This window comes from Pseudocitrobacter cyperus (assembly GCF_039889165.1).
Lineage (GTDB): Bacteria > Pseudomonadota > Gammaproteobacteria > Enterobacterales > Enterobacteriaceae > Pseudocitrobacter > Pseudocitrobacter cyperus.
This window is the reverse complement of record NZ_JAYMYY010000001.1, coordinates 875,503-897,513: the sequence shown is the minus strand read 5'-3', so window position 1 is coordinate 897,513 and position 22,011 is coordinate 875,503. Positions and strand designations below refer to the sequence as shown.

Genomic DNA, 22,011 nt, shown 5'->3' with positions numbered 1-22,011 from the left:
TGAATTTGTTTTTATAAGCAGCATCAATCAGAGGCTACGTGAAGATAAGTGTATAGCAGGGTAATTAACAAGCTCAGAGGATACAACCCTGAAAATAAAGAAGGCACCCGAAGGTGCCTGTATGATAATTATTCGTATCGGCATTAATGCCTGCGATACTCATTCGCCTGGTAATCGCCAGATTCAATTTTGGCGATGCCCGCTTCTAATATTGAGATAAATTGACGAGCGACATCCGTAGTCAACCAAAGCGTTTGACCTATTTCAGCTTCTTTCTTGCTCGATTCATTGGGGTCTTGGTAGTGCAGGCGCAGCATCAGCGCATCGTAGCTATCAACGGTGCTGATGTCCCATCCAACGAGGGGATGGGTCTGGATGACTTCATTATTCTTTTCCATCATAACCCCTTATATCTGTGTTAAAAGGCAACAACTCTCGAGGTTCAATGCAGGTTTTTTTCGAAGCTTTTTCAGTATACCAACAACTTACTTAATATTCGAGAATTTAAATAAAATGCAACACAAATTCCTAAACTCAAGGTTTTGTTGCGCAATAAATCACCATTATAGTGATGTTTTTATTAATGGAATCAGAATGGGGTGAAAAAATAAGCGGGTCGTAAAAATAAAAAAGCCGGGGCGACCCGGCAAAGAACACAATGAGGGAGCAAATTAGTCGGTTATAAACCAGTCATCCGCGCTTTCCCAGGTCTCCTGGAGAATTTCGCTGATCCGGTCTTTATCTTCTTTGATGCCGCCGATAACCGAAAGGTTATTTGCCGATGCGTAGCGTACCGAAACCGTGCCGTCGCTATCCGGAAACTGATCGTTAATGCGTCTGGAGAGTTCACCCGCCAGTGCGTCAAGCGCGCCAGCGGGGAGGGTAGTGGTTTTAGCAATAGTCACTTCAATGCGCATGGTTGCCCCCTGTATGTGTACTGTATATTTATACAGTTAAAGCAAGAAACTTACAACAGGGAGCGTGCGATTTATTTTTTGACCGTCCAGCGCACCGTTTCACCCGCAAGGAACGGGATCAGCGTATCATCCGCTAACGCGATACTCTCCACGACCTGGCTCTCTTCGCGAACCAGTTCAACTGTTGATTCATTGACTGGCAAGCCGTAGAAACGCGGCCCATTAAGGGAACAGAAGGCTTCGAAGTGCTGCAGGGCATTCATCTCTTCAAATACGGTCGCGTAGCTGCCGAGCGCGGTTGGCGCGTTGAAGCAACCTGCGCAGCCGCAGCTCGCCTCTTTGCGATGACGGGCATGCGGCGCGGAGTCTGTACCGAGAAACGCGCGCTCAAAGCCGCTGGCAACCAGTTCACGCAGGGCCTGCTGGTGGATGTTGCGCTTGAGGATCGGCAGGCAGTAGAGATGCGGACGCACGCCGCCGACCAGCATATGATTGCGGTTAAACATCAGATGCTGCGGCGTAATCGTGGCTGCCAGCCGTTCATTACCGTCGCGCACATAGTCAGCGGCATCTTTGGTAGTGATGTGTTCAAACACCACTTTTAGCCCCGGAAGGCGCTGGCGCAGTGGCTCCATCACCGTTTCGATAAAGCGCGCTTCGCGGTCAAAAATATCGATATCCGCATGAGTCACTTCGCCATGTACCAGTAATGGCATACCCAATTTTTCCATCCGCTCCAGCACCGGCATAATGGCATCAATGCTGGTTACGCCATGGCTGGAGTTGGTGGTGGCGTTCGCCGGATAGAGCTTCGCTGCCGTAAATACGCCTTCCTGAAATCCACGCTCCACTTCATTCGGATCAAGGGAATCGGTCAGATAGCAGGTCATCAGTGGGGTAAAATCATGGCCCGCAGGAACGGCATCCATGATGCGCTGGCGGTAGGCAACGGCGGCATCTACGGTGGTGATAGGCGGTACCAGATTCGGCATAATGATCGCACGGCCATAGATCTCGCTGGTATAAGGCACGACGGTTTTTAGCATCTCTCCATCGCGGAGATGGATGTGCCAGTCGTCTGGACGGCGAATTTTCAGAACTTGTGGTAATGCGGTCATGGTGTGCTCCGGCCTGGTGGGAAATCAGTCATTAGGGCTGTTTTTGCCGGGCACTAAGGATAAACGTAAACGTTTTCCTTTGCACTTCTTTCTGCAAAAAAAGACGCCCGCTGTTAACGACAGTCGGGCGTCTTTTACAGAATAAAGCGTTAGTCGGTGAACGGGATAATAATTTGTCCTGGCTTCACTTCGATGCCTTTAGCATATTTTTTTGCCAGCGCTTCGCCTTTACTGGCATCTTCTTTCAGCACGTAAGCCGGCTGCTGATTAAAGTAGTTGCGCAGAGACTGATTCAGATAAGGCACCAGCGTCTGCACGACCGACTGCATCTTTTCCGGCGTGACTTTCGCATCGACCACTTCCATCTCCTGCAAGAAGATCGCGCCTTTCTCTTTGTTGAATACCGGCAAGGCCTTCAACTTCAGGTCAATCGTCGCTTTCTGGCTGCCAAACAGTGAGTTTAAGTCCAGTTTCGCATCGCCTGTGAGGGTCACTTTATTGGGCTCTTCCCGCCCGATAGCGCTGGTGAGATTCGTCAGCACAATATGCGCATCCGCGACACCCGGCAGGCCGATATCTTTCGAGAAATTATTGTGCTTCTGCAGCGCCTGATTAATTTCCTGTTCACTTACAGTGTATTGTGTCAGTTGATTACAACCCGCAACCAGGCCGCCAACAATCAGTGCGGCAATGACAAAAAATTTCTTCATGAATTTCCTCAATATGATGCTGTGCTGTCATCCTGTTCTCAGGCAGCTTGCGCTTTCCATCGTGATTATGACAGCGGAAAATACTTAAAGTGCCAACTCTTTGTTACTGAGATGAGATTTTACTGATGGCCTGCGAAATTCGCAGGCCTAGAGACGCGGTTCAAGCATGCCGGAAGCGGCACGTTTTGGGCTGAATTGCCACCACAGGGCGATAAATGTAATCAGCCCGATGATCCCAAGCATAGCCCAGGGAAGTTCGGGTTGATTTAGCGCTTTGCCGCTATCAAACAGCTAGCCGCCGCCGGTATAGCCAAGTGCGCCGCCAAAGGCGAGCCCCAGGCGGCTAAAGCCCATGTAGCTACCACGCGCTCGCGCGTTGGCGAGGTGCGCACTCAGCGTTTCCCGCGCGGGTTCGGCAATAATTGAGCCGATGTAGAAGGTACAAATCAGCGTGAAAAGCTGCTGAAGTGAGGTGGTCAGGCCAATCGGCAACATAGCGAGCGTCATGATGAGCAGGCCTGCCATCAGGCGCTGTTCAAGGCGAAAACGCTTTTCGCTCCAGCGGGCGATGGGGTAGAGCAGGGTTAGCGATAGCGCAGCTTCAATGGCGTACATCCATTTGACGGCGGAAGGCGAGCCTGCGATATCGTTGACCATAATCGGCAGCATCAGCATGACCTGTACCGCCAGCATATAGTACCCCGTCAGCGTCAGTACGTAGGTGACAAAACGTTTATCGCGCATAACCTGCGCCAGCCCTTCACGTACCGGGGTTCTGACCGTAGACAGCTTCCACGCCGGAAGATAGCAGGCGTTGAAAATAGCGCACAGGATAAACAGCACCGCACCTGCGCTACAGACCAACCGAAAATCATATTGCAGCAGCCAACTGCCCATCAGCGCGCCGATAACCGCGCCTGCGCTGTCCTGCATCATCAGCAAAGAGAAGAAGCGACCGCGATGTGCCGGGCGCACAAGTTTGACCACCAGCGCAGAACGTGGCGGGTCGAATAGGGTACCGCCCAGGCCGGAGAGCAAGCAGGAGAGCCACAGCACCCAGGGTTCGTGCGCCACTGCCATTATAGCGAAACCGCCCGCGCGCATCAGCATGCCTGTAACAATCATGGGTTTTGCGCCGAAACGGTCAGCGATGGCACCGCCAAAAATACCTAACCCTTGCTGGATGAGCTGGCGTAAGCCGAGCGCAATCCCGACCATTAATGCGGCCCAGCCCATCTGATCGACAAAACGGATAGAGATCAGCGGAAAGACCACAAAAAAGCCCAGCACAACCAACATATTATCGACTAAAAGGAAATATTTACCCAGGCTCCGTGCCTGCGATACGCGGGACATTTCCCCTCCAGGGGAATAAAAAGAGATGAACCTTTCCATTCTGCCGGGTCGCTTCGTGTTTTCCCATATTGCCAGCGACAATATTTTTTTATCAAAATGGTGCTTTGATTGAGCTTGTTTATCGAAATCGCGATCGGGGTATGAAAAAAGGTATGTTGCTGTTTTCACAGACCCCCTGTGGACAGGTATAGTGAGTTAACCCGGGTTATTATTCAGGTACAGGAGTAAGGGATGTTTGGCTATCGCAGTAACGTACCAAAAGTGCGTTTGACAACCGATCGTCTGGTCGTGCGTCTGGTTCATGACCGTGATGCATGGCGTCTTGCCGATTATTACGCAGAAAACAGGCAGTTTTTGAAACCCTGGGAGCCTATTCGTGACGATAGCCACTGCTATCCTTCTGGCTGGCAGGCTCGCTTATCGATGATTAATGAATTTCATAAACAGGGCAGTGCTTACTACTTTGCGCTGCTGGATCCGGATGAGAAGGAGATCATTGGCGTCGCCAATTTCTCCAACGTCGTGCGCGGTTCATTTCACGCCTGCTATCTCGGCTATTCCATCGGCCAGAAGTGGCAGGGGCAGGGGATGATGTTTGAAGCGCTGACCAGCGCCATTCGTTATATGCAACGTACTCAGCACATTCATCGCATTATGGCTAATTACATGCCACACAATCAGCGCAGCGGCGATTTGCTGGCGCGGCTGGGGTTTGAAAAAGAGGGGTATGCCAAAAACTATCTGCTTATTGATGGTGAGTGGCGTGACCACGTATTAACCGCTCTCACGACACAAGAATGGACAGCCGGTCGCTAAGGAGAAAAGATGAAATATGAATTAACCCCGCTGGAAGCGCGCGTGATTGGCTGCCTGCTGGAAAAACAGGTGACAACGCCGGAGCAGTATCCGCTGTCGATCAACGGCGTGGTGACGGCCTGTAACCAGAAAACAAACCGTGAACCGGTGATGACACTCAGCGACGCTGAGGTTCAGGATCTACTGGATACACTGGTTAAACGCCACTATCTGCGCACGGTGAGCGGTTTTGGCAATCGCGTGACCAAATATGAACAACGCTTCTGCAATTCGGAATTTGGCGACCTGAAACTCTCCAGCGCTGAAGTGGCGTTGATCACCACATTGCTGCTGCGCGGCGCGCAAACGCCGGGCGAACTTCGCGGCCGCGCGCAACGGATGCATGAGTTCAGCGATATGGCGGAAGTGGAAGCGACGCTGGAGAGACTGGCGACCCGCGAAGATGGCCCGTTTGTGATGCGTCTTCCGCGTGAGCCAGGTAAACGCGAAAGCCGCTATATGCACCTTTTCAGCGGTGAAATGGAAGTGCTGGCTCAGGTCGCGGACGATGTCGCTCCGGCAGAGGACGATTTACGTGCTCGCGTCGAAGCCCTTGAAGGGGAGGTCGCAGAGCTAAAACAGCGTCTCGATTCCCTGCTGGCGCATCTCGGGGAATAACGATGACAAAATTACGCGTAGGTGTTGTCGGGCTTGGCGGGATCGCGCAGAAAGCGTGGCTCCCGGTACTTAGCGCCGCGACCGACTGGACGCTGCAGGCAGCCTGGTCGCCTGGGAAAGAGAAAGCGCTGAAAATCTGTGAAACGTACCGCATGCCGTATGCCGATTCGCTGGCCTCGCTGGCGGCGCAGTGTGATGCGGTATTTGTGCACAGTGCTACGGCATCGCACTATGCCGTGGTCAGCGAACTGCTGAATGCAGGGGTTCACGTCTGCGTCGACAAACCGCTGGCGGAGAAACTAAGCGATGCCGAGCGGCTGGTTGAATTGGCCGCGCGCAAGAAGTTAACGCTGATGGTGGGCTTCAATCGCCGTTTTGCGCCGCTTTACCGCGAGCTGAAAGGCAAACTGGGCAACGCGGCATCGCTGCGGATGGATAAACACCGCACCGACAGCGTCGGCCCACATGACCTGCATTTCACCCTGCTGGATGATTATCTGCATGTGGTCGACACCGCGCTGTGGCTGGCAGGCGGCAACACGACGTTGAGCAGCGGCACGTTGCAGACTACGGACGATGGCGAGATGCTCTACGCCGAGCATCACTTCAGCCATCCCACGCTAAGCGTCACCACCAGCATGCACCGCCGCGCGGGTAGCCAGCGTGAATGGGTTCAGGCGGTGACGGAGGGGGCGTTGTATGACGTGACTGATATGCGTGAATGGCGAGAAGAACGGGGCGCAGGCGTCGTCACCCGCCCGGTTCCCGGCTGGCAGACCACGCTTGAACAGCGCGGATTTACCGGCTGCGCGCGTCACTTTATCGAATGCGTGCAAAATCAGACGGTTCCGGAAACGGCCGGTGAGCAGGCGCTGATAGCGCAACGTATCGTCGAAGCGCTGTGGCGCGAGGCTGATGATGAATAACCTGCTGTAACATCTGGCAGTAGCAATTCATCCCGAACCCGGTAGACTAACGCCTCTTCAGGCTCCTGCCTGTGAACCGCAGCCCGGCAATCGCGCCGGGCTGTTGCAGGCATTTTGCTTCCGGTTGTGGAATAACACGTTAATGAATCTATTAAAATCGCTGGCGGCTGTCAGCTCGATGACCATGTTTTCGCGTGTGCTGGGTTTTGCGCGCGATGCCATTGTGGCGAGAATATTTGGCGCGGGAATGGCCACCGATGCCTTCTTTGTGGCCTTCAAACTGCCCAACCTGCTGCGCCGCATTTTTGCTGAAGGGGCGTTTTCTCAGGCTTTTGTGCCGATTCTGGCTGAATATAAAAGTAAACAGGGCGAGGATGCCACCCGCGTTTTTGTCTCCTATGTCTCCGGTTTACTGACGCTGGCGTTGGCGCTGGTGACGGTTGTCGGGATGCTCGCCGCGCCGTGGGTCATCACTGTTACCGCGCCGGGCTTTGCTGATACGGCGGATAAATTCAATCTCACCACGCAACTGCTGCGGATTACTTTCCCCTATATTTTGCTGATTTCGCTGGCCTCGCTGGCGGGGGCAATCCTTAACACCTGGAACCGTTTCTCCGTTCCTGCCTTTGCCCCAACGTTGCTTAACGTCAGCATGATTGGCTTCGCGCTGTTTGCCGCGCCGTACTTCAACCCACCGGTGCTGGCGCTGGCGTGGGCGGTCACCGTCGGCGGTGTGCTCCAGTTGGCTTATCAACTGCCGCACCTGAAGAAAATCGGCATGCTGGTGCTGCCGCGCATCAATTTAAAAGATGCGGGGGCGATGCGCGTGGTTAAACAGATGGGGCCGGCGATCCTGGGCGTTTCCGTCAGCCAGATTTCACTGATCATCAATACCATTTTTGCTTCCTTCCTGGTGTCGGGCTCCGTGTCGTGGATGTACTACGCCGACCGTCTGATGGAGTTTCCGTCCGGGGTGCTGGGCGTGGCGCTGGGCACGATTTTGCTGCCGTCGCTGTCGAAAAGTTTTGCCAGTGGCAACCATGACGAATATTGCCGTCTGATGGACTGGGGCCTGCGCCTGTGCTTCCTGCTGGCGCTGCCGAGCGCCGTGGCGCTGGGTATTCTCGCCAAACCGCTCACGGTGTCGCTGTTCCAGTACGGCAAATTCACCGCCTTTGATGCGGCGATGACTCAGCGCGCGCTGGTGGCTTACTCCGTCGGTCTGATGGGGTTGATTGTGGTCAAAGTACTCGCGCCGGGCTTCTACTCGCGCCAGGACATCAAAACCCCGGTGAAGATTGCCATTGTGACGCTGATTATGACCCAGTTGATGAACCTGGCGTTTATCGGCCCACTGAAGCATGCCGGGCTGTCGCTGTCGATTGGTCTGGCTGCCTGCCTGAATGCCAGCCTGCTGTACTGGCAACTGCGTAAGCAGAAAATCTTCACTCCACAGCCGGGCTGGAGCAAATTCCTTGTGCGTCTGGTTGTGGCGGTGCTGGTGATGTCGGCCGCATTGCTGGGGATGATGCACGTCATGCCTGAGTGGTCGCAGGGCTCGATGCTCTTCCGTCTGCTGCGCCTGATGGCCGTGGTGGTAGTCGGGATTTTCGCCTATTTTGCCACGCTTGCGGTGTTAGGTTTTAAAGTGAAAGAGTTTGCACGCCGGACGGCGTAAACTGATGCGGCGGCGGGAGAATCGCTTCCCGCCGTCCTGCCGGTGATTACACGGTGAATTTCTTGCCGCTGCGCGGTTGTTCCGCTGTTTGCCCATCCTTGCCGTATAATCCCGTCTCCTGGAAGGGCTTCAGTACGTCCAGCGCCTGCTGGTTACGCGCTATCTGGCCTTCCAGCAACCAGCCGTTATGCTGGTTAAGGTCACGCAACTGCTGCGTTTTCCGGGTAATGTTTTGCCAGCGCGCGTCGATGTCATCGTCGTTGGCGCAACGCTGGGCTTCCTGTTCCACCCGCCGCTTCTGCTCAAGATAATCGAGCGCTGCCAGCAGTGAACTTTTATCCTCGGTGATCCGCTGCAGCAAACTGCCGTTCACACTTCCTGCGGAAAGCTGCTGTTGTTCAGCATCCATCACCTCTTTCAGCGAGTTCAGGATAGCGCTCATTTGATCCAAAATATCGGGCAGACGACTCATGCGGTTAGTTACTCTGTAGATAATTCTGTGTTTCCTGGATCAGCGCATCAGCAATTTTACCCGTATCCATCTTCAGTTCGCCGTTGCGGATGGCGGTTTTTAATGCCTCGACGCGATCCAGATTGATATCGCGGGTGTCGGACTGCGTAAGCGTGGTTTGCGCATCACTCAGTTTGACGTTAGTGCTGTTAATCTCAACGCTTTTTTCCAGACGCGCCTTCGGCGACTGGGTATCGTTCGGTTCGCGAGCCTGTACCGCGTTAACAGGGTTCAGAGGCGATGTACGTTCAATGCTCATGTGCTTTCCTCATTGAGGGCGTGTGATGGCGCGGGGTTGCCATTGTCATTTGTTATTACTTTATCGGCAAACGCCGCACTTTCTTTATAAAGATTATAAGTTAATCAGAATATTCCCATCCGCATTCACCTCACCGCTGACCACCTGGCCGGAAGGCATTCGCACGCGGGCATTTTGTGTGACGGCGGCATTGTTCAGCGCCTGTCCTTCACTGTTGACGCTGAAGCCCTCGCCACGAGCAATCACCTGTACCCGTTGCCCGGCTTTCACCCGCCATGACGGGCGAATCATCGACAACTGCAGCGGCTGCCCGGCTGCCACATCGCGCAGGCTGACGGCGTCCTGCGCCTGATTGAGATCCAGCAGAGTGCGCGGCGGTAGCTGATCCAGACGCCCGTGTTTCAACGTGACCGATTGCGCGGAAAGCGTGCTACCACGCGTAATCGGCCCGGCAGCCACCACGTAATTCCCGCTGGCCTGCACCGTCACGGATAAATAGCGCTTCTCGTTACCGCAACGTGCCACCACGTTCAGATTGCCCCACAGCCGCGCATTACCCGGAGTACTGAGCGCCGGTTGCTCGCAGGAGGGCAACAAGGTGGCCGGGCTGCGTAATGTTACGACGACCTCATCGCTAAACCCCTCAAGCCGTTGACTAAAAAAAGTCGATAGCTGGCTTTGCAGATCCTGCGCCAGGGTTAACGGGCTTGCGAGCAGCAAATACGCCGCCAGCGTGCTTTTGAACTCAGGCATCAGGGGCTCCGTCAGAGAGGGTAGTGTGAACATTTTACTCATCTGGCAATGACATCAACGGAACAAATAGCGACGCATTTAGTGCTTATTCCGGCGATAGCGCGCACGGGGGGCGAATTAAGCTGTCGGCTGAAATTTTGCCATCTGCGGAGGAGCCATGCTCGATAAACTCGACGCCGCGCTGCGTTTTCAACAGGAAGCCCTGAATCTGCGCGCCGAGCGGCAGGAGATTCTGGCCGCCAACATCGCCAATGCTGATACCCCAGGGTACCAGGCGCGCGATATCGATTTTGCCAGTGAAATGAAAAAAGTGATGGAGCGGGGGCGCGCCGGAACCCAGGGCGTCGCACTGGCGCTGACGTCTGAACGCCACATACCCGCACAAAATCTCTCATCAGCCGCGACCGATCTGCTCTACCGCATTCCAGACCAGCCAGCACTGGATGGCAACACCGTCGATATGGATCGGGAACGCACGCAGTTCGCGGATAACAGCCTGCAGTATCAGACCGGGCTGACGGTGCTGAGTGGGCAGATCAAAGGAATGATGAACGTCCTTCAGCAGGGGAATTAATCGATGGCTTTACTGAATATTTTTGATGTCGCGGGCTCAGCGCTGACAGCGCAGTCCAAACGTTTGAACGTAGCGGCCAGCAACCTGGCGAACGCCGACAGCGTGACCGGGCCGGATGGCCAGCCCTACCGTGCAAAGCAGGTCGTATTTCAGGTGGATGCCCAACCCGGGGCGGCAACCGGAGGCGTAAAAGTCGCTGACGTTATCGAAAGCCAGCAGCCCGATAAGCTGGTCTATCAGCCGGGCAATCCACTGGCGGATGCCAAAGGTTATGTGCGAATGCCAAATGTCGATGTGGTGGGCGAGATGGTCAACACCCTGTCGGCTTCCCGCAGCTATCAGGCGAACGTTGAGGTGATGAACACCGTGAAAAGCATGATGCTCAAAACCCTGACGCTGGGCCAATAACGGAGAGAACAATGTCTATTGCAGTGAACGTCAATGAAACGACCAGCGCGACCAGCGCCACCACCAGCAGCGGTTCTCTGACCAGCAGCAGTGCAGATGATCTACAGAACAGCTTTCTGACGCTGCTGGTGGCGCAGTTGAAAAACCAGGATCCCACCAACCCGATGGACAACAGCCAGCTCACCAGTCAACTGGCGCAAATCAGCACCGTGAGCGGCATTGAAAAACTCAATACCTCGCTGGGCTCCATCTCCGGGCAAATCGACAGCAGTAAATCATTGCAGGCCTCATCCCTGATTGGTCATGGCGTGATGATCCCAGGCACCACGGTGCTGGCGGGTAAAAACAGCGATGGCGATGGCACCGATACCACGCCGTTTGGCGTCGAGCTGGAGCAGGCGGCGGATAAAGTGACGGCCACCATTACCGACAGCAACGGCAATGTCGTCAAAACGCTGGATATCGGCGCGCTGACGGCTGGCGTTCACACCTTCACCTGGGATGGCACGGGCGCGGATGGCGCAGCCGTGGCGGATGGCGCCTACAACGTTAGCATCACCGCCAGCAGCGGCACCACGCAACTGGTGGCGCAGCCGTTGAAGTTTGCGCTGGTGCAGGGTGTCACCCTCAGTGGCGGCGGTAATCAGTTGGATCTGGGGACATACGGAACCACCACGCTCGACGAAGTTCGTCAGATTATTTAATTCAGGAGTGAATCATGGGCTTTTCTCAAGCGGTCAGCGGCCTGAATGCCGCGTCCAGTAATCTCGATGTTATCGGCAACAACATTGCTAACTCCGCAACCTACGGTTTTAAGGCAGGCACAGCCTCGTTTGCCGATATGTTTGCGGGCTCTAAAGTCGGGCTGGGGGTAAAGGTCGCCGGGATCACCCAGGACTTTACCGATGGCACCACTACCAGCACCGGGCGCGCGCTGGATGTGGCGATAAGCCAGAACGGATTTTTCCGTCTGACTGACAGCAATGGCGCCGTTTTCTACAGCCGTAACGGCCAGTTTTCTCTCGATGCCAACCGTAATCTGGTGAATACGCAGGGGTTGCAGGTGACCGGGTATCCGGCTTCCGGAACCCCGCCGACAATTCAGCAGGGTGCCAACCCGGTCGCTATCACTATCCCGAACTCATTAATGTCGGCGAAGGCGACGACGACCTCAGCTATGCAGGTCAACCTGAACTCCACGGATGCCGTGCCGACCATTACGCCGTTCGATGCCGCTAATGCTGACAGCTACAACAAAAAGGGTACTGTCACCGTTTACGACAGCCAGGGTAACGCCCATGACATGAACGTTTACTACGTGAAGACGGATGCCAACCAGTGGGATGTCTATACCCAGGACTCCAGCGTTACCGGCGCTAAAGCGGTGAAAGCGGGGCAGATGACCTTCAGCGATAACGGGACGTTGAGCGAAGTGCGTAACTACGACGCTGCGGGCGTGCTGGCTACGGCTGCTAATGCGAATCCGGAGATCACTATCGCCGTGGATTCATTGAATGGTTCCGCCGCGGGTTCCTTCACCCTGAGCTTCCTGAACTCCATGCAGCAGAACACCGGCGCCAACAATATCGTCGCGACCTCGCAGAATGGCTATGCGCCGGGCGATCTGGTGAGCTATCAGATCAACGAAGACGGTACGGTTGTTGGTAACTACTCCAACGAACAGAGTCAGCTTCTGGGGCAGATCGTGCTGGCGAACTTTGCTAACAACGAAGGCCTGCAATCGGAAGGCGATAACGTCTGGTCGGCGACCCAGTCTTCCGGCGTTGCGTTATTGGGCACCGCTGGCAGCGGTAATTTCGGCAGCCTGACCAACGGCGCGCTGGAGGCCTCTAACGTCGATCTGAGCAAAGAGCTGGTGAATATGATTGTCGCCCAGCGTAACTATCAGTCCAATGCGCAGACCATCAAAACCCAGGATCAGATCCTCAACACGCTGGTTAACCTGCGCTAATCCCGATAAGGCGACTTTATGGATCACGCAATCTACACGGCGATGGGCGCGGCCAGCCAGACGATGGAGCAACAGGCAGTCACGGCCAGTAACCTCGCTAATAGTTCAACGCCAGGGTTTCGCGCACAGCTTAATGCTATGCGCGCGATACCGGTAGAAGGCATGTCGCTCCCGACGCGAACGCTGGTGACGGCATCTACGCCTGGTGCGGACATGACGCCAGGCCAGTTCGACTACACCTCACGCCCGCTGGACGTGGCGCTGCAACAGGATGGCTGGCTGGCGGTGCAAACCGCCGATGGTACGGAAGGGTATACCCGCAACGGCAACATTCAGGTAGGGCCAACCGGGCAACTGACCATTCAGGGCAACCCGGTGATGGGCGATGGCGGCCCGCTCACCGTGCCGGAAGGCGCGGAAATCACCATCGCGGCGGACGGCACGATTTCGGCGCTCAACCCGGGCGATCCGCCGAATACGGTGGCGCAGGTGGGACGGCTGAAAATGGTAAAAGCGGATAACACGGAAATTGTGCGCGGCGATGATGGCGTCTTTCGTCTGACCGCAGAAGCGCAAGCCACCCGTGGCCCGGCGTTGCAGGCCGATCAGTCTATCCGTTTGCAGTCCGGCGTGCTGGAAGGCAGTAACGTCAAACCCGTGGCGGCGATGGCCGATATGATTGCCAGCGCCCGCCGATTCGAAATGCAGATGAAGGTTATCAGTAGCGTGGATGAAAACACGCAGAGAGCTAACCAGTTGCTGTCAATGAGCTAAGGAAAATCATGATCAGTTCATTATGGATCGCTAAAACCGGTCTCGATGCGCAGCAGACCAATATGGACGTTATCGCCAACAACCTGGCGAACGTCAGTACCAATGGTTTTAAGCGCCAGCGTGCGGTATTTGAAGATCTTCTCTATCAAACGGTGCGCCAGCCGGGGGCGCAATCCTCTGAGCAAACCACGCTACCGTCCGGTTTGCAGATTGGTACCGGTGTGCGTCCGGTTGCGACTGAGCGCCTGCACAGCCAGGGCAACCTGTCGCAGACCGACAATAGCAAAGATGTGGCAATTAAAGGGCAGGGTTTTTTCCAGGTGCTGCTGCCGGATGGCACTTCCGCGTATACCCGCGATGGTTCATTCCAGGTCGATCAGAATGGCCAACTGGTGACGGCGGGCGGTTTTCAGGTGCAACCGGCGATCACCATTCCGGCGAATACCCTGAGTATCACTATTGGCCGCGATGGTGTGGTGAGCGCGACCCAGCAGGGGCAGACCAACCCGGTGCAGGTGGGGCAGCTCAATCTGACCACGTTTATGAATGACAGCGGGCTGGAAAGCATTGGTGAGAACCTGTACGTCGAAACGCAGGCGTCCGGTGCGCCGAACGACACCACGCCGGGGTTAAACGGTGCGGGGTTGCTCTATCAGGGTTATGTCGAAACATCGAACGTTAACGTGGCGGAAGAACTGGTCAACATGATCCAGGTGCAGCGCGCTTACGAAATTAACAGTAAAGCCGTGTCGACGACCGACCAGATGCTGCAGAAACTGACGCAACTGTAACGGTTGTGGCGGATTTGTCGGATGGCCCAGCGCCATCCGGCGCAAACCAAAAGATGAAAACCATGCAAAAAACCGCAGCGTTTCGTTATCCGGTCTTAACGGCTCTGGTGCTCTCCATGACCGGGTGCGCATTCATCCCCAGTAAGCCGCTTGTCGAAGGCGCAACCTCGGCGCAGCCGATCCCCGGCCCGGTGCCCGTGGTGAATGGCTCCATATTCCAGAGCGCACAGCCAATTAACTATGGCTATCAGCCGCTGTTTGAAGATCGTCGCCCGCGCAATATTGGCGATACGCTCACTATTGTGCTGCAGGAAAACGTCAGCGCCAGCAAAAGCTCGTCGGCTAACGCCAGTCGCGACGGCAAAACCAATTTCGGCTTCGATGTGGTGCCGCGTTATCTGGAAGGATTATTCGGTAATGCCCGTGCGGACGTAGACGCTTCCGGCGGCAATACCTTTAATGGTAAAGGCGGAGCAAATGCCAGTAACACCTTTAGCGGCACATTAACCGTCACGGTCGATCAGGTGCTGGCAAACGGCAACCTGCATGTGGTGGGAGAAAAACAGATAGCCATCAATCAGGGTACCGAATTTATCCGCTTCTCGGGCGTGGTCAACCCGCGCACCATCAGCGGCAGTAACACCGTACCGTCCACCCAGGTGGCGGATGCGCGAATCGAATACGTAGGCAACGGCTATATCAACGAAGCGCAGAATATGGGCTGGTTGCAGCGTTTCTTCCTGAATTTATCGCCGATGTAATGAGGTGGAATATGTTTAAAACCCTGATTAGCGTCGCGCTGATTCTGGTGAGTACCCTGGCCCAGGCCGATCGCATTCGCGATCTTACAAGCGTACAGGGTGTCAGGGAAAACTCCCTCATCGGTTATGGGTTGGTCGTGGGGCTGGATGGTACGGGCGACCAGACCACTCAGACGCCATTCACTACCCAGAGCCTGAATAACATGCTCTCGCAATTGGGGATCACCGTTCCTGCGGGCACCAATATGCAATTGAAAAATGTGGCGGCGGTGATGGTCACAGCGCAGTTCCCGGCTTTTGCGCGCCAGGGGCAGACCATTGATGTGGTGGTGTCGTCGATGGGGAACGCCAAAAGCCTGCGCGGCGGCACGCTGCTGATGACCCCACTGAAAGGGGTTGATAGCCAGGTTTATGCGCTGGCGCAGGGGAATATTCTGGTGGGCGGTGCCGGCGCGTCAGCCGGGGGCAGCAGCGTGCAGGTTAACCAGCTTAACGGTGGGCGCATCACCGGCGGGGCGACTATCGAGCGTGAATTGCCAACCCAGTTTGGTGCAGGCAACACCATTAATCTCCAGCTTAATCAGGATGATTTCACGATGGCGCAGCAGATTGCCGACACCATTAACCGCCGCAGCGGTTTTGGTAATGCTACGGCGCTGGATGCGCGTACCGTACAGATCCGCGCCCCGCAGGGTGGTAGCGGCCAGGTGCGTCTGTTGGCGGATATCCAGAATCTGGAGGTCGGCGGTGTGCCACAGGATGCAAAAGTGATTATTAACTCGCGTACCGGTTCGGTGGTGATGAACCGCGAAGTGACGCTGGATACCTGTGCCGTGGCGCAGGGCAACCTTTCGGTGACGGTGAATCGCCAGGCCCAGGTGAGCCAGCCGGATACCCCGTTCGGCGGCGGGCAAACGGTGGTGACGCCGCAAACCCAAATCGATCTGCGTCAGAGCGGTGGTTCGCTGCAAAGCGTGCGGGAGAGCGCCAATCTGAACAATGTGGTACGCGCGCTAAATGCGCTGGGGGCGACACCTATGGAGCTGATGTCGATTCTGCAATCGATGCAGAGCGCGGGTTGCCTGCGGGCGAAAGTGGAGATCATCTGATGCTGGGTGACAGTAAGTTAACGGCCAGCGCAGCCTGGGATGCGCAATCCCTCAACGAACTGAAGGCGAAAGCCGGGCAGGATCCGCAGGCTAACCTGCGGCCTGTCGCCCGTCAGGTGGAGGGAATGTTCGTGCAGATGATGCTGAAAAGCATGCGTGAGGCGCTGCCAAAAGATGGCCTGTTCAGCAGTGACCAGACCCGGCTCTACACCAGCATGTATGACCAGCAAATCGCCCAGCAGATGACCGCCGGGAAAGGGTTGGGGCTGGCCGAAGAGATGGTGAAGCAGATGCAGACACAGAAAGAACCGCCCGCCACAACGGGCCAGCTACCGATGAAGTTTGAACTGCAAACAGCGACCAGCTATCAGAATGATGCTCTGACGCGGATGGTGCGTAAAGCCCTGCCCAAAGCGCCTGCGGGGAGCGATACGCCGCTCTCTGGCGATAGCAAAGATTTTCTTGCGCAACTGGCGATGCCCGCACGGATGGCGAGCGAGCAGAGCGGTATCCCGCACCACCTGATTCTGGCGCAGGCCGCTCTGGAATCCGGCTGGGGTCAGCGACAGATTAAGCGCGAAAATGGCGAACCAAGCTATAACCTGTTCGGCGTGAAGGCTTCGGCAAACTGGAAAGGGCCGGTGACGGAAATCACCACCACCGAATATGAAAATGGTGAGGCGAAGAAGGTAAAAGCCAAATTCCGCGTTTACGGTTCGTATCTCGAAGCGTTGTCGGATTATGTGGGTTTACTGAGTCGCAACCCGCGCTATGCAGCGGTTACGGCGGCGTCTACGCCGGAGCAGGGCGCGCAGGCGCTACAGAGTGCAGGATATGCCACCGACCCGCAGTACGCGCGCAAATTAACCAATATGATTCAGCAGCTTAAATCACTGAGCGATAAGGTAAGCAGCGCTTACCGGAATGATATTGAAAATCTCTTCTGATACACCTCAAGTTTGCGAGGACGCGTCCGATAATGAGTGAAGGCCACGTGTCTGAACGTATAAAAGGAAGATCATGTCCAGTTTAATCAATAGCGCCATGAGTGGACTGAGTGCAGCGCAGTCGGCACTGAACACCACCAGTAATAATATTGCCAGCTACAATGTATCGGGCTATACCCGCCAGACTACGGTGCTCGCATCGGCGAACAGTACATTGGGTTCGGGGGGCTGGGTTGGCAATGGCGTCTACGTCTCTGGCGTTCAGCGCGAGTACAACGCATTTATTACCAACCAGCTACGCACGGCGCAGAGCCAAAGCAGCGGTTTAACGACCCGTTATGAGCAGATGTCGAAAATTGACGATATGCTCTCCGGCACCACCAACTCCCTTTCCACCACGCTTCAGGATTTCTTCTCCAGCTTGCAGACATTGGTGAGCAACGCTGAAGATCCCGCCGCGCGTCAGACCGTGCTCGGTAAAGCCGATGGTCTGGTCAATCAGTTTAAAGTCGCCGATCAGTATCTCCGCAACCAGGATAAGCAGGTGAACCTTTCTATCGCGACAAGTGTTGATCAGATCAATAACTATGCGAACCAGATTGCCAGCCTGAACGATAAAATTTCACGTTTGACCGGGGTGGGAGCGGGAGCTTCTCCCAATGAGTTGCTCGATCAACGCGACCAGCTAGTGAGCGAACTGAACAAGCTGGTTGGCGTGGAAGTCAGCGTGCAGGACAGCGGGACGTTCAACGTTACGATGGCTAACGGCTATACGCTGGTGCAGGGCAGTAACGCGCGCCAACTGGCCGCGGTGCCGAGTAGCAGTGACCCAACGCGTACTACCGTGGCTTATGTCGATAATGTCGCGGGTAATATCGAAATCCCGGAGAAGTTGCTCAATACGGGCTCGCTGGGAGGGCTGCTGACTTTCCGCTCGCAGGATCTCGATCAGACCCGCAATAGCCTGAATCAGATGGCGCTGGCCTTTGCTGATGCGTTTAACCAGCAGCATGCGCAGGGTATCGATGCCAATGGTGATGAAGGAAAAGCATTTTTCACTATTGGCTCCCCCTCGGTGGTGGCGAATAGCAAAAACAGCGGCAATGCGACGCTTGCGGCAGAGGTGACGGATGCATCCAGCGTTCAGGCGACGGACTACCGGGTAAGCTATAAAAATGGCGAGTGGCAGGTCACGCGGCTTTCCGATAACACCACGGTGAAAGCGCAGGAGAAAGATGGCGCGCTAAACTTTGCCGGGCTTTCGGTTAAGGTGAGCGGCACACCGGCCGAAAATGATAGCTTTACGGTGAAACCGGTAAGCGATGCGATCGTCAATATGAGTGTCGCCATCAGCGATGAGTCAGAGCTCGCTCTGGGTATTGACGATGCAGAAAATGGTGAGAGCGACAACCGCAACGGGCAGGCATTGCTGGATCTGCAAAACGGCAAGCTGGTGGGCGGCTCGAAAACGTTCAACGATGCTTACGCCGCCCTGGTGAGCGATATCGGCAATAAAACCTCGACGCTCAAGACCAGCAGCACTACGCAAAGCAATGTGGTAACTCAGCTTGGCAATCAGCAACAATCTATTTCCGGCGTGAACCTCGACGAAGAGTACGGCAATCTGCAACTCTTCCAGCAGTACTATCTGGCGAACGCCCAGGTGCTGCAAACGGCGAGCACTTTGTTTGACGCCCTGATCAATATTCGCTAAGGAGAGGAATAACGCATGCGTGTCAGTACCCTGATGATGTATCAGCAGAATATGCGCGGGATCACCAGCTCCCAGTCGGAGTGGCTGAAGTATGGAGAGCAGATGTCTACGGGTAAGCGCGTGAATCGGGCATCCGATGACCCCGTCGCCGCCTCGCAGGCGGTGGTGCTCTCGCAGGCTCAGGCGCAGAACACTCAGTTCGCGACCGCCCGCACCTTTGCAACGCAGCGTGTGTCGATGGAAGAGAACACGCTGGCGCAGGTGACGACAGCGATTCAGTCGGCGCAGGAAAAAATTGTTTATGCAGGGAATGGAACGTTGAGTGACGACGATCGCGCCTCGCTGGCGACGGACTTGCAGGGGATCCGCGACCAATTACTGAACCTTGCCAACAGTCAGGATGGCAACGGCCGCTATATTTTTGCTGGCTATAAAACCGATGCGGCACCGTTCACTGATGACGGTAAGTACGTTGGTGGTTCGGAAAATGTGGCGCAGCAGGTGGATTCATCGCGCTCAATGGTGATTGGTCATACGGGCGACAAGATTTTTGACAGCCTGACCAGCAACGCGAAGCCCGATACGGATAGCAATCTGTTTACCATGCTGGACAGCGCGATTGCTGCGTTGAACACGCCAGTTAGCGATGATGAGGCGACGCAGGAAACGGCCAGTGCTGCCATCGACAAGACCAACCGCGGCCTGAGCAATGCGTTGAATAACGTGCTGAGCGTGCGCGCCGAACTTGGCACGCAACTCAACGAACTGGAGAAGCTTGATGCGCTGGGTGACGACCGCGCACTGAGCCAGACTCAGCAGATGAGTAATCTGGTTGATGTCGACTGGAACGAAACGATTTCTAATTATGTGATGCAACAAACGGCGTTGCAGGCGTCATATAAAGCATTTAGTGATATGCAGGGAATGTCGTTGTTTCAGTTGAACAAATAAAAACCGGAGGCGGGCTAACCGCCTCCGCTATTTTCACACGGATAATGACGTCCGTTGCAGGCGACGGGTTTCAACTACCCGCACCCCCCACGCTGCCGCACCGGAGATTGTCGCCAGAGCCACAACACCTTCCCAACCCGCCAGCGCATAAAGCTGACTGCCCAGCACAGAGCCCAGCGCCATCCCGATAAACACCACGGTAAACAGAAGGGCGTTGAGGCGACCACGCGCCTGGGGTTCAAGGCTGTAAACAAGGTTCTGATGCGCTACCAGGCTTGATTGCAGGCCGAGGTCGAAACCTACGGCGGAGAGGGCAATGAGCGCCAGTTGCGCCATCGGCGGCAGTGCGGGCAGAATGAACATCAGCGCAAAGGAGAGTGTCACCAGCACCGCACCCAGTTGAGTGACTTTTTCTGCGCCGATTTTATCCGCCAGCCCGCCTGCCAGCGGTGCCGCCAGCGCACCGGCGGCACCTGCAATACCGAACCCACCGGCAACGGCGCTACCCATGTGATGATGCTCCAGTAACATCACCGCAAGCGTTGACCAGAATGTGCTAAAGGCGATAGAGAGTAGCCCTTGCGCCAGTGCGGCGCGGCGTAATGTTGGATAACGCTGCCACAAATGCACCAGTGACATCATCAACGCCGGATAGCTCAGGCTGGAGTGTGCGGCAAAGCGCGGCAGTACACGCCACATCACGAGGCCGATCAGCGCAATGCTGACGGCAGCCGCCTGATAGACAGATCGCCAGCCAAAAAGCTCACCCACCACGCCGCTGACGGTACGCGATAATAAAATCCCCAGCAGCAGCCCTGTCATTACGGTACCGACCATTTTTCCCTGTTTCCCGGCAGGCGCAAGGATCGCCGCGGCAGGCACGATATCCTGCGCCATGGTCGCCGCCATGCCAATCAGCAGACTCACGACCAGCAGAGGATGAAAATGTTGCGTCATGCTGCACAGGAGCAAAAGTACGGTCAGCAGGACGCTTTTAAGCAGGATGAGGGTTCGACGATCGTAGCGATCGCCAAGCGGCAGAAGAAACAGAATGCCCAGTGCGTAACCCGCCTGGGTGAGGGTCGGAATCAGTCCCATCCCTTCAACGCCGAGATGCAGCGTTTCGCCCATCAGCGGCAGCAGCGGCTGCGCGTAATAAATGGATGCCACACTAAACCCTGCGCCCAGCGCAAGGATAAAGATTAGCCAGCCAGCATTAGCCTGTGTTTTCATCAGAAATTCCTCAAGTTTGCGATGGCGCTATTTTCTCCTGAAGTGCGCTGGCGTGGTACTCAACGTAGTGGTAAAACAGTTATACGTATAACGTATAGGTAAGTGGTTAATGAAGAAGCAGGAGCGTATAGACCGGGTTGAACTGATGCGAACCTTTATTCGGATCGTGGAGTCCGGTTCGTTGTCGGCAGCGGCACGTCAGCTTGAAACTACGCAGGCGACCATCAGCCGTCGTTTGCAATCGCTGGAGGCGCTGCTGGGGGCAAAACTGATTTTGCGTTCCACCCATGCGATGAAACTGACCGATGATGGTGAACGCTGCTATCAGCATGCGCGGCAGGTGGTGGATGCCTGGCTGGCGCTGGAGGATGAGCTTCAGCTTACGGACGATCAGCCGGTAGGGACGTTACGGGTTCGCGCGCCCCACGCGTTTGGTCAGGAGCAACTGTTGATGCCGCTGCTCGGCTTTTTGCGTCAGCATTCTCAGCTATCGGTCGAGTGGATGCTGAATGATAAAAACGTCGATTTTATGAGTGACCATATCGACTGCGCGATCCGCGTGGGGGCGGAGGTCGACCCGGCGACGGTTTCCGTGCTGCTGGCGGAAGTACCGCGTTGTACCGTTGCTGCGCCTGAGTTATTGGCGCAATATCCGGAAATAACCCATCCCCAAATGCTCTCCTCACTGCCGTGGATTGCCATCAGCACCTTCTATCAGCACGATGTCACCTTACGCTGCGCGGGGGAGAATGAGACATTTTCGCTGGTGCCGCGTTTGAGTACCGATAGCCTTTATGTCGCAAAAAATGCCGCACTCGCCGGGTTAGGGGTGGCGATCGTCTCAAGCTGGACGGTGGAAGAGGATGTGGCGAAAGGGCGATTGATTGAACTGCTGCCGCAGTGGCGGGCGGCGCCGCTACCGGTGCATCTGGTTTATCCGTGGGCCCGGTATTATCCCACCCGGCTACGCAAGTTTCTCGATCTGATGCGCGAGGTGATGCCCAAAATCGCCGGAATGCAGCTTCCGGGAAAGGTATAAAAAAACCGGCCACGAGGGCCGGTTTTGTTTGCAGAGT

Annotated in this window: 24 protein-coding genes and 1 pseudogene; 16 read left to right on the top strand and 9 right to left on the bottom strand. The window is 55.6% G+C overall.

What is annotated here, in order from left to right:
- Positions 1–143 precede the first annotated feature (143 nt).
- The 5 genes and pseudogenes from bssS to mdtH form a co-directional block, all read right to left on the bottom strand.
- On the bottom strand, positions 144–398 hold the full coding sequence (bssS, locus tag VSR74_RS04400; protein WP_015964888.1) for a biofilm formation regulator BssS: 255 nt from the start codon (positions 396–398) through the stop codon (positions 144–146).
- Between the two features lie 273 nt (positions 399–671).
- Complete coding sequence (dinI, locus tag VSR74_RS04395) at positions 672–917, bottom strand: DNA damage-inducible protein I (RefSeq protein ID WP_347793580.1); 246 nt, start codon at positions 915–917, stop codon at positions 672–674.
- Between the two features lie 71 nt (positions 918–988).
- A complete protein-coding gene (pyrC, locus tag VSR74_RS04390; RefSeq protein ID WP_347793579.1) occupies positions 989–2,035 on the bottom strand; it encodes a dihydroorotase in 1,047 nt (348 codons plus the stop codon).
- A gap of 149 nt (positions 2,036–2,184) precedes the next feature.
- Positions 2,185–2,745, bottom strand: a complete 561-nt coding sequence (locus tag VSR74_RS04385) for a lipoprotein (RefSeq protein ID WP_347793578.1) — start codon at positions 2,743–2,745, stop codon at positions 2,185–2,187.
- A 147-nt stretch (positions 2,746–2,892) separates the two neighbouring features.
- A pseudogene (gene mdtH, locus VSR74_RS04380) lies at positions 2,893–4,101 on the bottom strand (multidrug efflux MFS transporter MdtH).
- Positions 4,102–4,332: 231 nt separating this feature from the next.
- Between mdtH and rimJ the strand changes: the two are divergent.
- The 4 genes from rimJ (at position 4,333) to murJ (ending at position 8,178) form a co-directional block, all read left to right on the top strand.
- The gene (rimJ, locus tag VSR74_RS04375) at positions 4,333–4,917 is read left to right on the top strand and encodes a ribosomal protein S5-alanine N-acetyltransferase (protein WP_347793577.1); all 585 of its coding nucleotides are present in this window, start codon (positions 4,333–4,335) and stop codon (positions 4,915–4,917) included.
- Positions 4,918–4,926: 9 nt separating this feature from the next.
- Positions 4,927–5,574: a YceH family protein gene (locus VSR74_RS04370; protein ID WP_347793576.1), complete on the top strand. Its 648-nt coding sequence runs from the start codon at positions 4,927–4,929 to the stop codon at positions 5,572–5,574.
- Between the two features lie 2 nt (positions 5,575–5,576).
- Positions 5,577–6,500, top strand: a complete 924-nt coding sequence (locus tag VSR74_RS04365; protein ID WP_347793575.1) for a Gfo/Idh/MocA family protein — start codon at positions 5,577–5,579, stop codon at positions 6,498–6,500.
- Positions 6,501–6,642: 142 nt separating this feature from the next.
- On the top strand, positions 6,643–8,178 hold the full coding sequence (gene murJ / locus VSR74_RS04360) for a murein biosynthesis integral membrane protein MurJ (protein WP_347793574.1): 1,536 nt from the start codon (positions 6,643–6,645) through the stop codon (positions 8,176–8,178).
- A gap of 46 nt (positions 8,179–8,224) precedes the next feature.
- Here the strand turns inward: murJ and flgN are convergent, their stop codons facing one another.
- The 3 genes from flgN to flgA all read right to left on the bottom strand — a co-directional run bounded on the left by flgN (position 8,225) and on the right by flgA (position 9,701).
- The gene (gene flgN / locus VSR74_RS04355; RefSeq protein ID WP_347793573.1) at positions 8,225–8,650 is read right to left on the bottom strand and encodes a flagella biosynthesis chaperone FlgN; all 426 of its coding nucleotides are present in this window, start codon (positions 8,648–8,650) and stop codon (positions 8,225–8,227) included.
- Positions 8,651–8,654: 4 nt separating this feature from the next.
- Entirely contained in the window at positions 8,655–8,948 is a 294-nt protein-coding gene (gene flgM / locus VSR74_RS04350) for a flagellar biosynthesis anti-sigma factor FlgM (protein WP_347793572.1), read from the bottom strand.
- Positions 8,949–9,041: 93 nt separating this feature from the next.
- A complete protein-coding gene (flgA, locus tag VSR74_RS04345) occupies positions 9,042–9,701 on the bottom strand; it encodes a flagellar basal body P-ring formation chaperone FlgA (RefSeq protein WP_347793571.1) in 660 nt (219 codons plus the stop codon).
- Positions 9,702–9,858: 157 nt separating this feature from the next.
- Here flgA and flgB point away from each other — a divergent pair, with 157 nt between their 5' ends.
- The 11 genes from flgB to flgL all read left to right on the top strand — a co-directional run bounded on the left by flgB (position 9,859) and on the right by flgL (position 19,702).
- Positions 9,859–10,275, top strand: a complete 417-nt coding sequence (gene flgB, locus VSR74_RS04340; RefSeq protein WP_347793570.1) for a flagellar basal body rod protein FlgB — start codon at positions 9,859–9,861, stop codon at positions 10,273–10,275.
- 3 nt (positions 10,276–10,278) lie between these two features.
- Positions 10,279–10,683, top strand: coding sequence for a flagellar basal body rod protein FlgC (gene flgC / locus VSR74_RS04335; RefSeq protein ID WP_347793569.1), 405 nt, complete (start codon positions 10,279–10,281; stop codon positions 10,681–10,683).
- A gap of 11 nt (positions 10,684–10,694) precedes the next feature.
- A complete protein-coding gene (gene flgD, locus VSR74_RS04330) occupies positions 10,695–11,387 on the top strand; it encodes a flagellar hook assembly protein FlgD (RefSeq protein ID WP_347793568.1) in 693 nt (230 codons plus the stop codon).
- Positions 11,388–11,401: 14 nt separating this feature from the next.
- Positions 11,402–12,655: a flagellar hook protein FlgE gene (gene flgE / locus VSR74_RS04325; RefSeq protein ID WP_347793567.1), complete on the top strand. Its 1,254-nt coding sequence runs from the start codon at positions 11,402–11,404 to the stop codon at positions 12,653–12,655.
- Between the two features lie 18 nt (positions 12,656–12,673).
- Complete coding sequence (locus VSR74_RS04320) at positions 12,674–13,429, top strand: flagellar basal body rod protein FlgF (RefSeq protein WP_347793566.1); 756 nt, start codon at positions 12,674–12,676, stop codon at positions 13,427–13,429.
- An 8-nt stretch (positions 13,430–13,437) separates the two neighbouring features.
- A complete protein-coding gene (gene flgG, locus VSR74_RS04315) occupies positions 13,438–14,220 on the top strand; it encodes a flagellar basal-body rod protein FlgG (RefSeq protein WP_347793565.1) in 783 nt (260 codons plus the stop codon).
- A 62-nt stretch (positions 14,221–14,282) separates the two neighbouring features.
- On the top strand, positions 14,283–14,981 hold the full coding sequence (gene flgH, locus VSR74_RS04310; protein ID WP_347793564.1) for a flagellar basal body L-ring protein FlgH: 699 nt from the start codon (positions 14,283–14,285) through the stop codon (positions 14,979–14,981).
- Positions 14,982–14,992: 11 nt separating this feature from the next.
- On the top strand, positions 14,993–16,090 hold the full coding sequence (locus VSR74_RS04305; RefSeq protein WP_347793563.1) for a flagellar basal body P-ring protein FlgI: 1,098 nt from the start codon (positions 14,993–14,995) through the stop codon (positions 16,088–16,090).
- The gene (gene flgJ / locus VSR74_RS04300; RefSeq protein WP_347793562.1) at positions 16,090–17,037 is read left to right on the top strand and encodes a flagellar assembly peptidoglycan hydrolase FlgJ; all 948 of its coding nucleotides are present in this window, start codon (positions 16,090–16,092) and stop codon (positions 17,035–17,037) included. The genes VSR74_RS04305 and flgJ overlap by 1 nt, the downstream gene beginning before the upstream one ends.
- 73 nt (positions 17,038–17,110) lie before the next feature.
- The gene (flgK, locus tag VSR74_RS04295) at positions 17,111–18,751 is read left to right on the top strand and encodes a flagellar hook-associated protein FlgK (RefSeq protein ID WP_347793561.1); all 1,641 of its coding nucleotides are present in this window, start codon (positions 17,111–17,113) and stop codon (positions 18,749–18,751) included.
- Positions 18,752–18,766: 15 nt separating this feature from the next.
- Positions 18,767–19,702: a flagellar hook-associated protein FlgL gene (gene flgL, locus VSR74_RS04290; RefSeq protein WP_347793560.1), complete on the top strand. Its 936-nt coding sequence runs from the start codon at positions 18,767–18,769 to the stop codon at positions 19,700–19,702.
- Positions 19,703–19,735: 33 nt separating this feature from the next.
- Here the strand turns inward: flgL and VSR74_RS04285 are convergent, their stop codons facing one another.
- A complete protein-coding gene (locus VSR74_RS04285) occupies positions 19,736–20,935 on the bottom strand; it encodes an MFS transporter (protein ID WP_347793559.1) in 1,200 nt (399 codons plus the stop codon).
- A gap of 109 nt (positions 20,936–21,044) precedes the next feature.
- On the opposite strand from VSR74_RS04285, the gene VSR74_RS04280 reads away from it, so the two are divergent.
- On the top strand, positions 21,045–21,974 hold the full coding sequence (locus tag VSR74_RS04280; protein WP_347793558.1) for a LysR family transcriptional regulator: 930 nt from the start codon (positions 21,045–21,047) through the stop codon (positions 21,972–21,974).
- Positions 21,975–22,011 lie beyond the last annotated feature (37 nt).

What these genes read in the sequence shown, in the direction of transcription:
- flgG (WP_347793565.1), top strand. Translation starts at nt 13,438, where the DNA reads ATGATCAGTTCATTATGGATCGCTAAAACCGGTCTCGATGCGCAGCAG.
- VSR74_RS04305 (WP_347793563.1), top strand. Translation starts at nt 14,993, where the DNA reads ATGTTTAAAACCCTGATTAGCGTCGCGCTGATTCTGGTGAGTACCCTG.
- flgB (WP_347793570.1), top strand. Translation starts at nt 9,859, where the DNA reads ATGCTCGATAAACTCGACGCCGCGCTGCGTTTTCAACAGGAAGCCCTG.
- bssS (WP_015964888.1), bottom strand. Translation starts at nt 398, where the DNA reads ATGGAAAAGAATAATGAAGTCATCCAGACCCATCCCCTCGTTGGATGG.
- VSR74_RS04370 (WP_347793576.1), top strand. Translation starts at nt 4,927, where the DNA reads ATGAAATATGAATTAACCCCGCTGGAAGCGCGCGTGATTGGCTGCCTG.
- flgM (WP_347793572.1), bottom strand. Translation starts at nt 8,948, where the DNA reads ATGAGCATTGAACGTACATCGCCTCTGAACCCTGTTAACGCGGTACAG.
- VSR74_RS04320 (WP_347793566.1), top strand. Translation starts at nt 12,674, where the DNA reads ATGGATCACGCAATCTACACGGCGATGGGCGCGGCCAGCCAGACGATG.
- flgH (WP_347793564.1), top strand. Translation starts at nt 14,283, where the DNA reads ATGCAAAAAACCGCAGCGTTTCGTTATCCGGTCTTAACGGCTCTGGTG.
- murJ (WP_347793574.1), top strand. Translation starts at nt 6,643, where the DNA reads ATGAATCTATTAAAATCGCTGGCGGCTGTCAGCTCGATGACCATGTTT.
- flgC (WP_347793569.1), top strand. Translation starts at nt 10,279, where the DNA reads ATGGCTTTACTGAATATTTTTGATGTCGCGGGCTCAGCGCTGACAGCG.
- dinI (WP_347793580.1), bottom strand. Translation starts at nt 917, where the DNA reads ATGCGCATTGAAGTGACTATTGCTAAAACCACTACCCTCCCCGCTGGC.
- VSR74_RS04385 (WP_347793578.1), bottom strand. Translation starts at nt 2,745, where the DNA reads ATGAAGAAATTTTTTGTCATTGCCGCACTGATTGTTGGCGGCCTGGTT.
- flgA (WP_347793571.1), bottom strand. Translation starts at nt 9,701, where the DNA reads ATGCCTGAGTTCAAAAGCACGCTGGCGGCGTATTTGCTGCTCGCAAGC.
- flgD (WP_347793568.1), top strand. Translation starts at nt 10,695, where the DNA reads ATGTCTATTGCAGTGAACGTCAATGAAACGACCAGCGCGACCAGCGCC.
- pyrC (WP_347793579.1), bottom strand. Translation starts at nt 2,035, where the DNA reads ATGACCGCATTACCACAAGTTCTGAAAATTCGCCGTCCAGACGACTGG.
- flgJ (WP_347793562.1), top strand. Translation starts at nt 16,090, where the DNA reads ATGCTGGGTGACAGTAAGTTAACGGCCAGCGCAGCCTGGGATGCGCAA.
- VSR74_RS04280 (WP_347793558.1), top strand. Translation starts at nt 21,045, where the DNA reads ATGAAGAAGCAGGAGCGTATAGACCGGGTTGAACTGATGCGAACCTTT.
- flgN (WP_347793573.1), bottom strand. Translation starts at nt 8,650, where the DNA reads ATGAGTCGTCTGCCCGATATTTTGGATCAAATGAGCGCTATCCTGAAC.
- VSR74_RS04365 (WP_347793575.1), top strand. Translation starts at nt 5,577, where the DNA reads ATGACAAAATTACGCGTAGGTGTTGTCGGGCTTGGCGGGATCGCGCAG.
- flgE (WP_347793567.1), top strand. Translation starts at nt 11,402, where the DNA reads ATGGGCTTTTCTCAAGCGGTCAGCGGCCTGAATGCCGCGTCCAGTAAT.
- flgK (WP_347793561.1), top strand. Translation starts at nt 17,111, where the DNA reads ATGTCCAGTTTAATCAATAGCGCCATGAGTGGACTGAGTGCAGCGCAG.
- rimJ (WP_347793577.1), top strand. Translation starts at nt 4,333, where the DNA reads ATGTTTGGCTATCGCAGTAACGTACCAAAAGTGCGTTTGACAACCGAT.
- flgL (WP_347793560.1), top strand. Translation starts at nt 18,767, where the DNA reads ATGCGTGTCAGTACCCTGATGATGTATCAGCAGAATATGCGCGGGATC.
- VSR74_RS04285 (WP_347793559.1), bottom strand. Translation starts at nt 20,935, where the DNA reads ATGAAAACACAGGCTAATGCTGGCTGGCTAATCTTTATCCTTGCGCTG.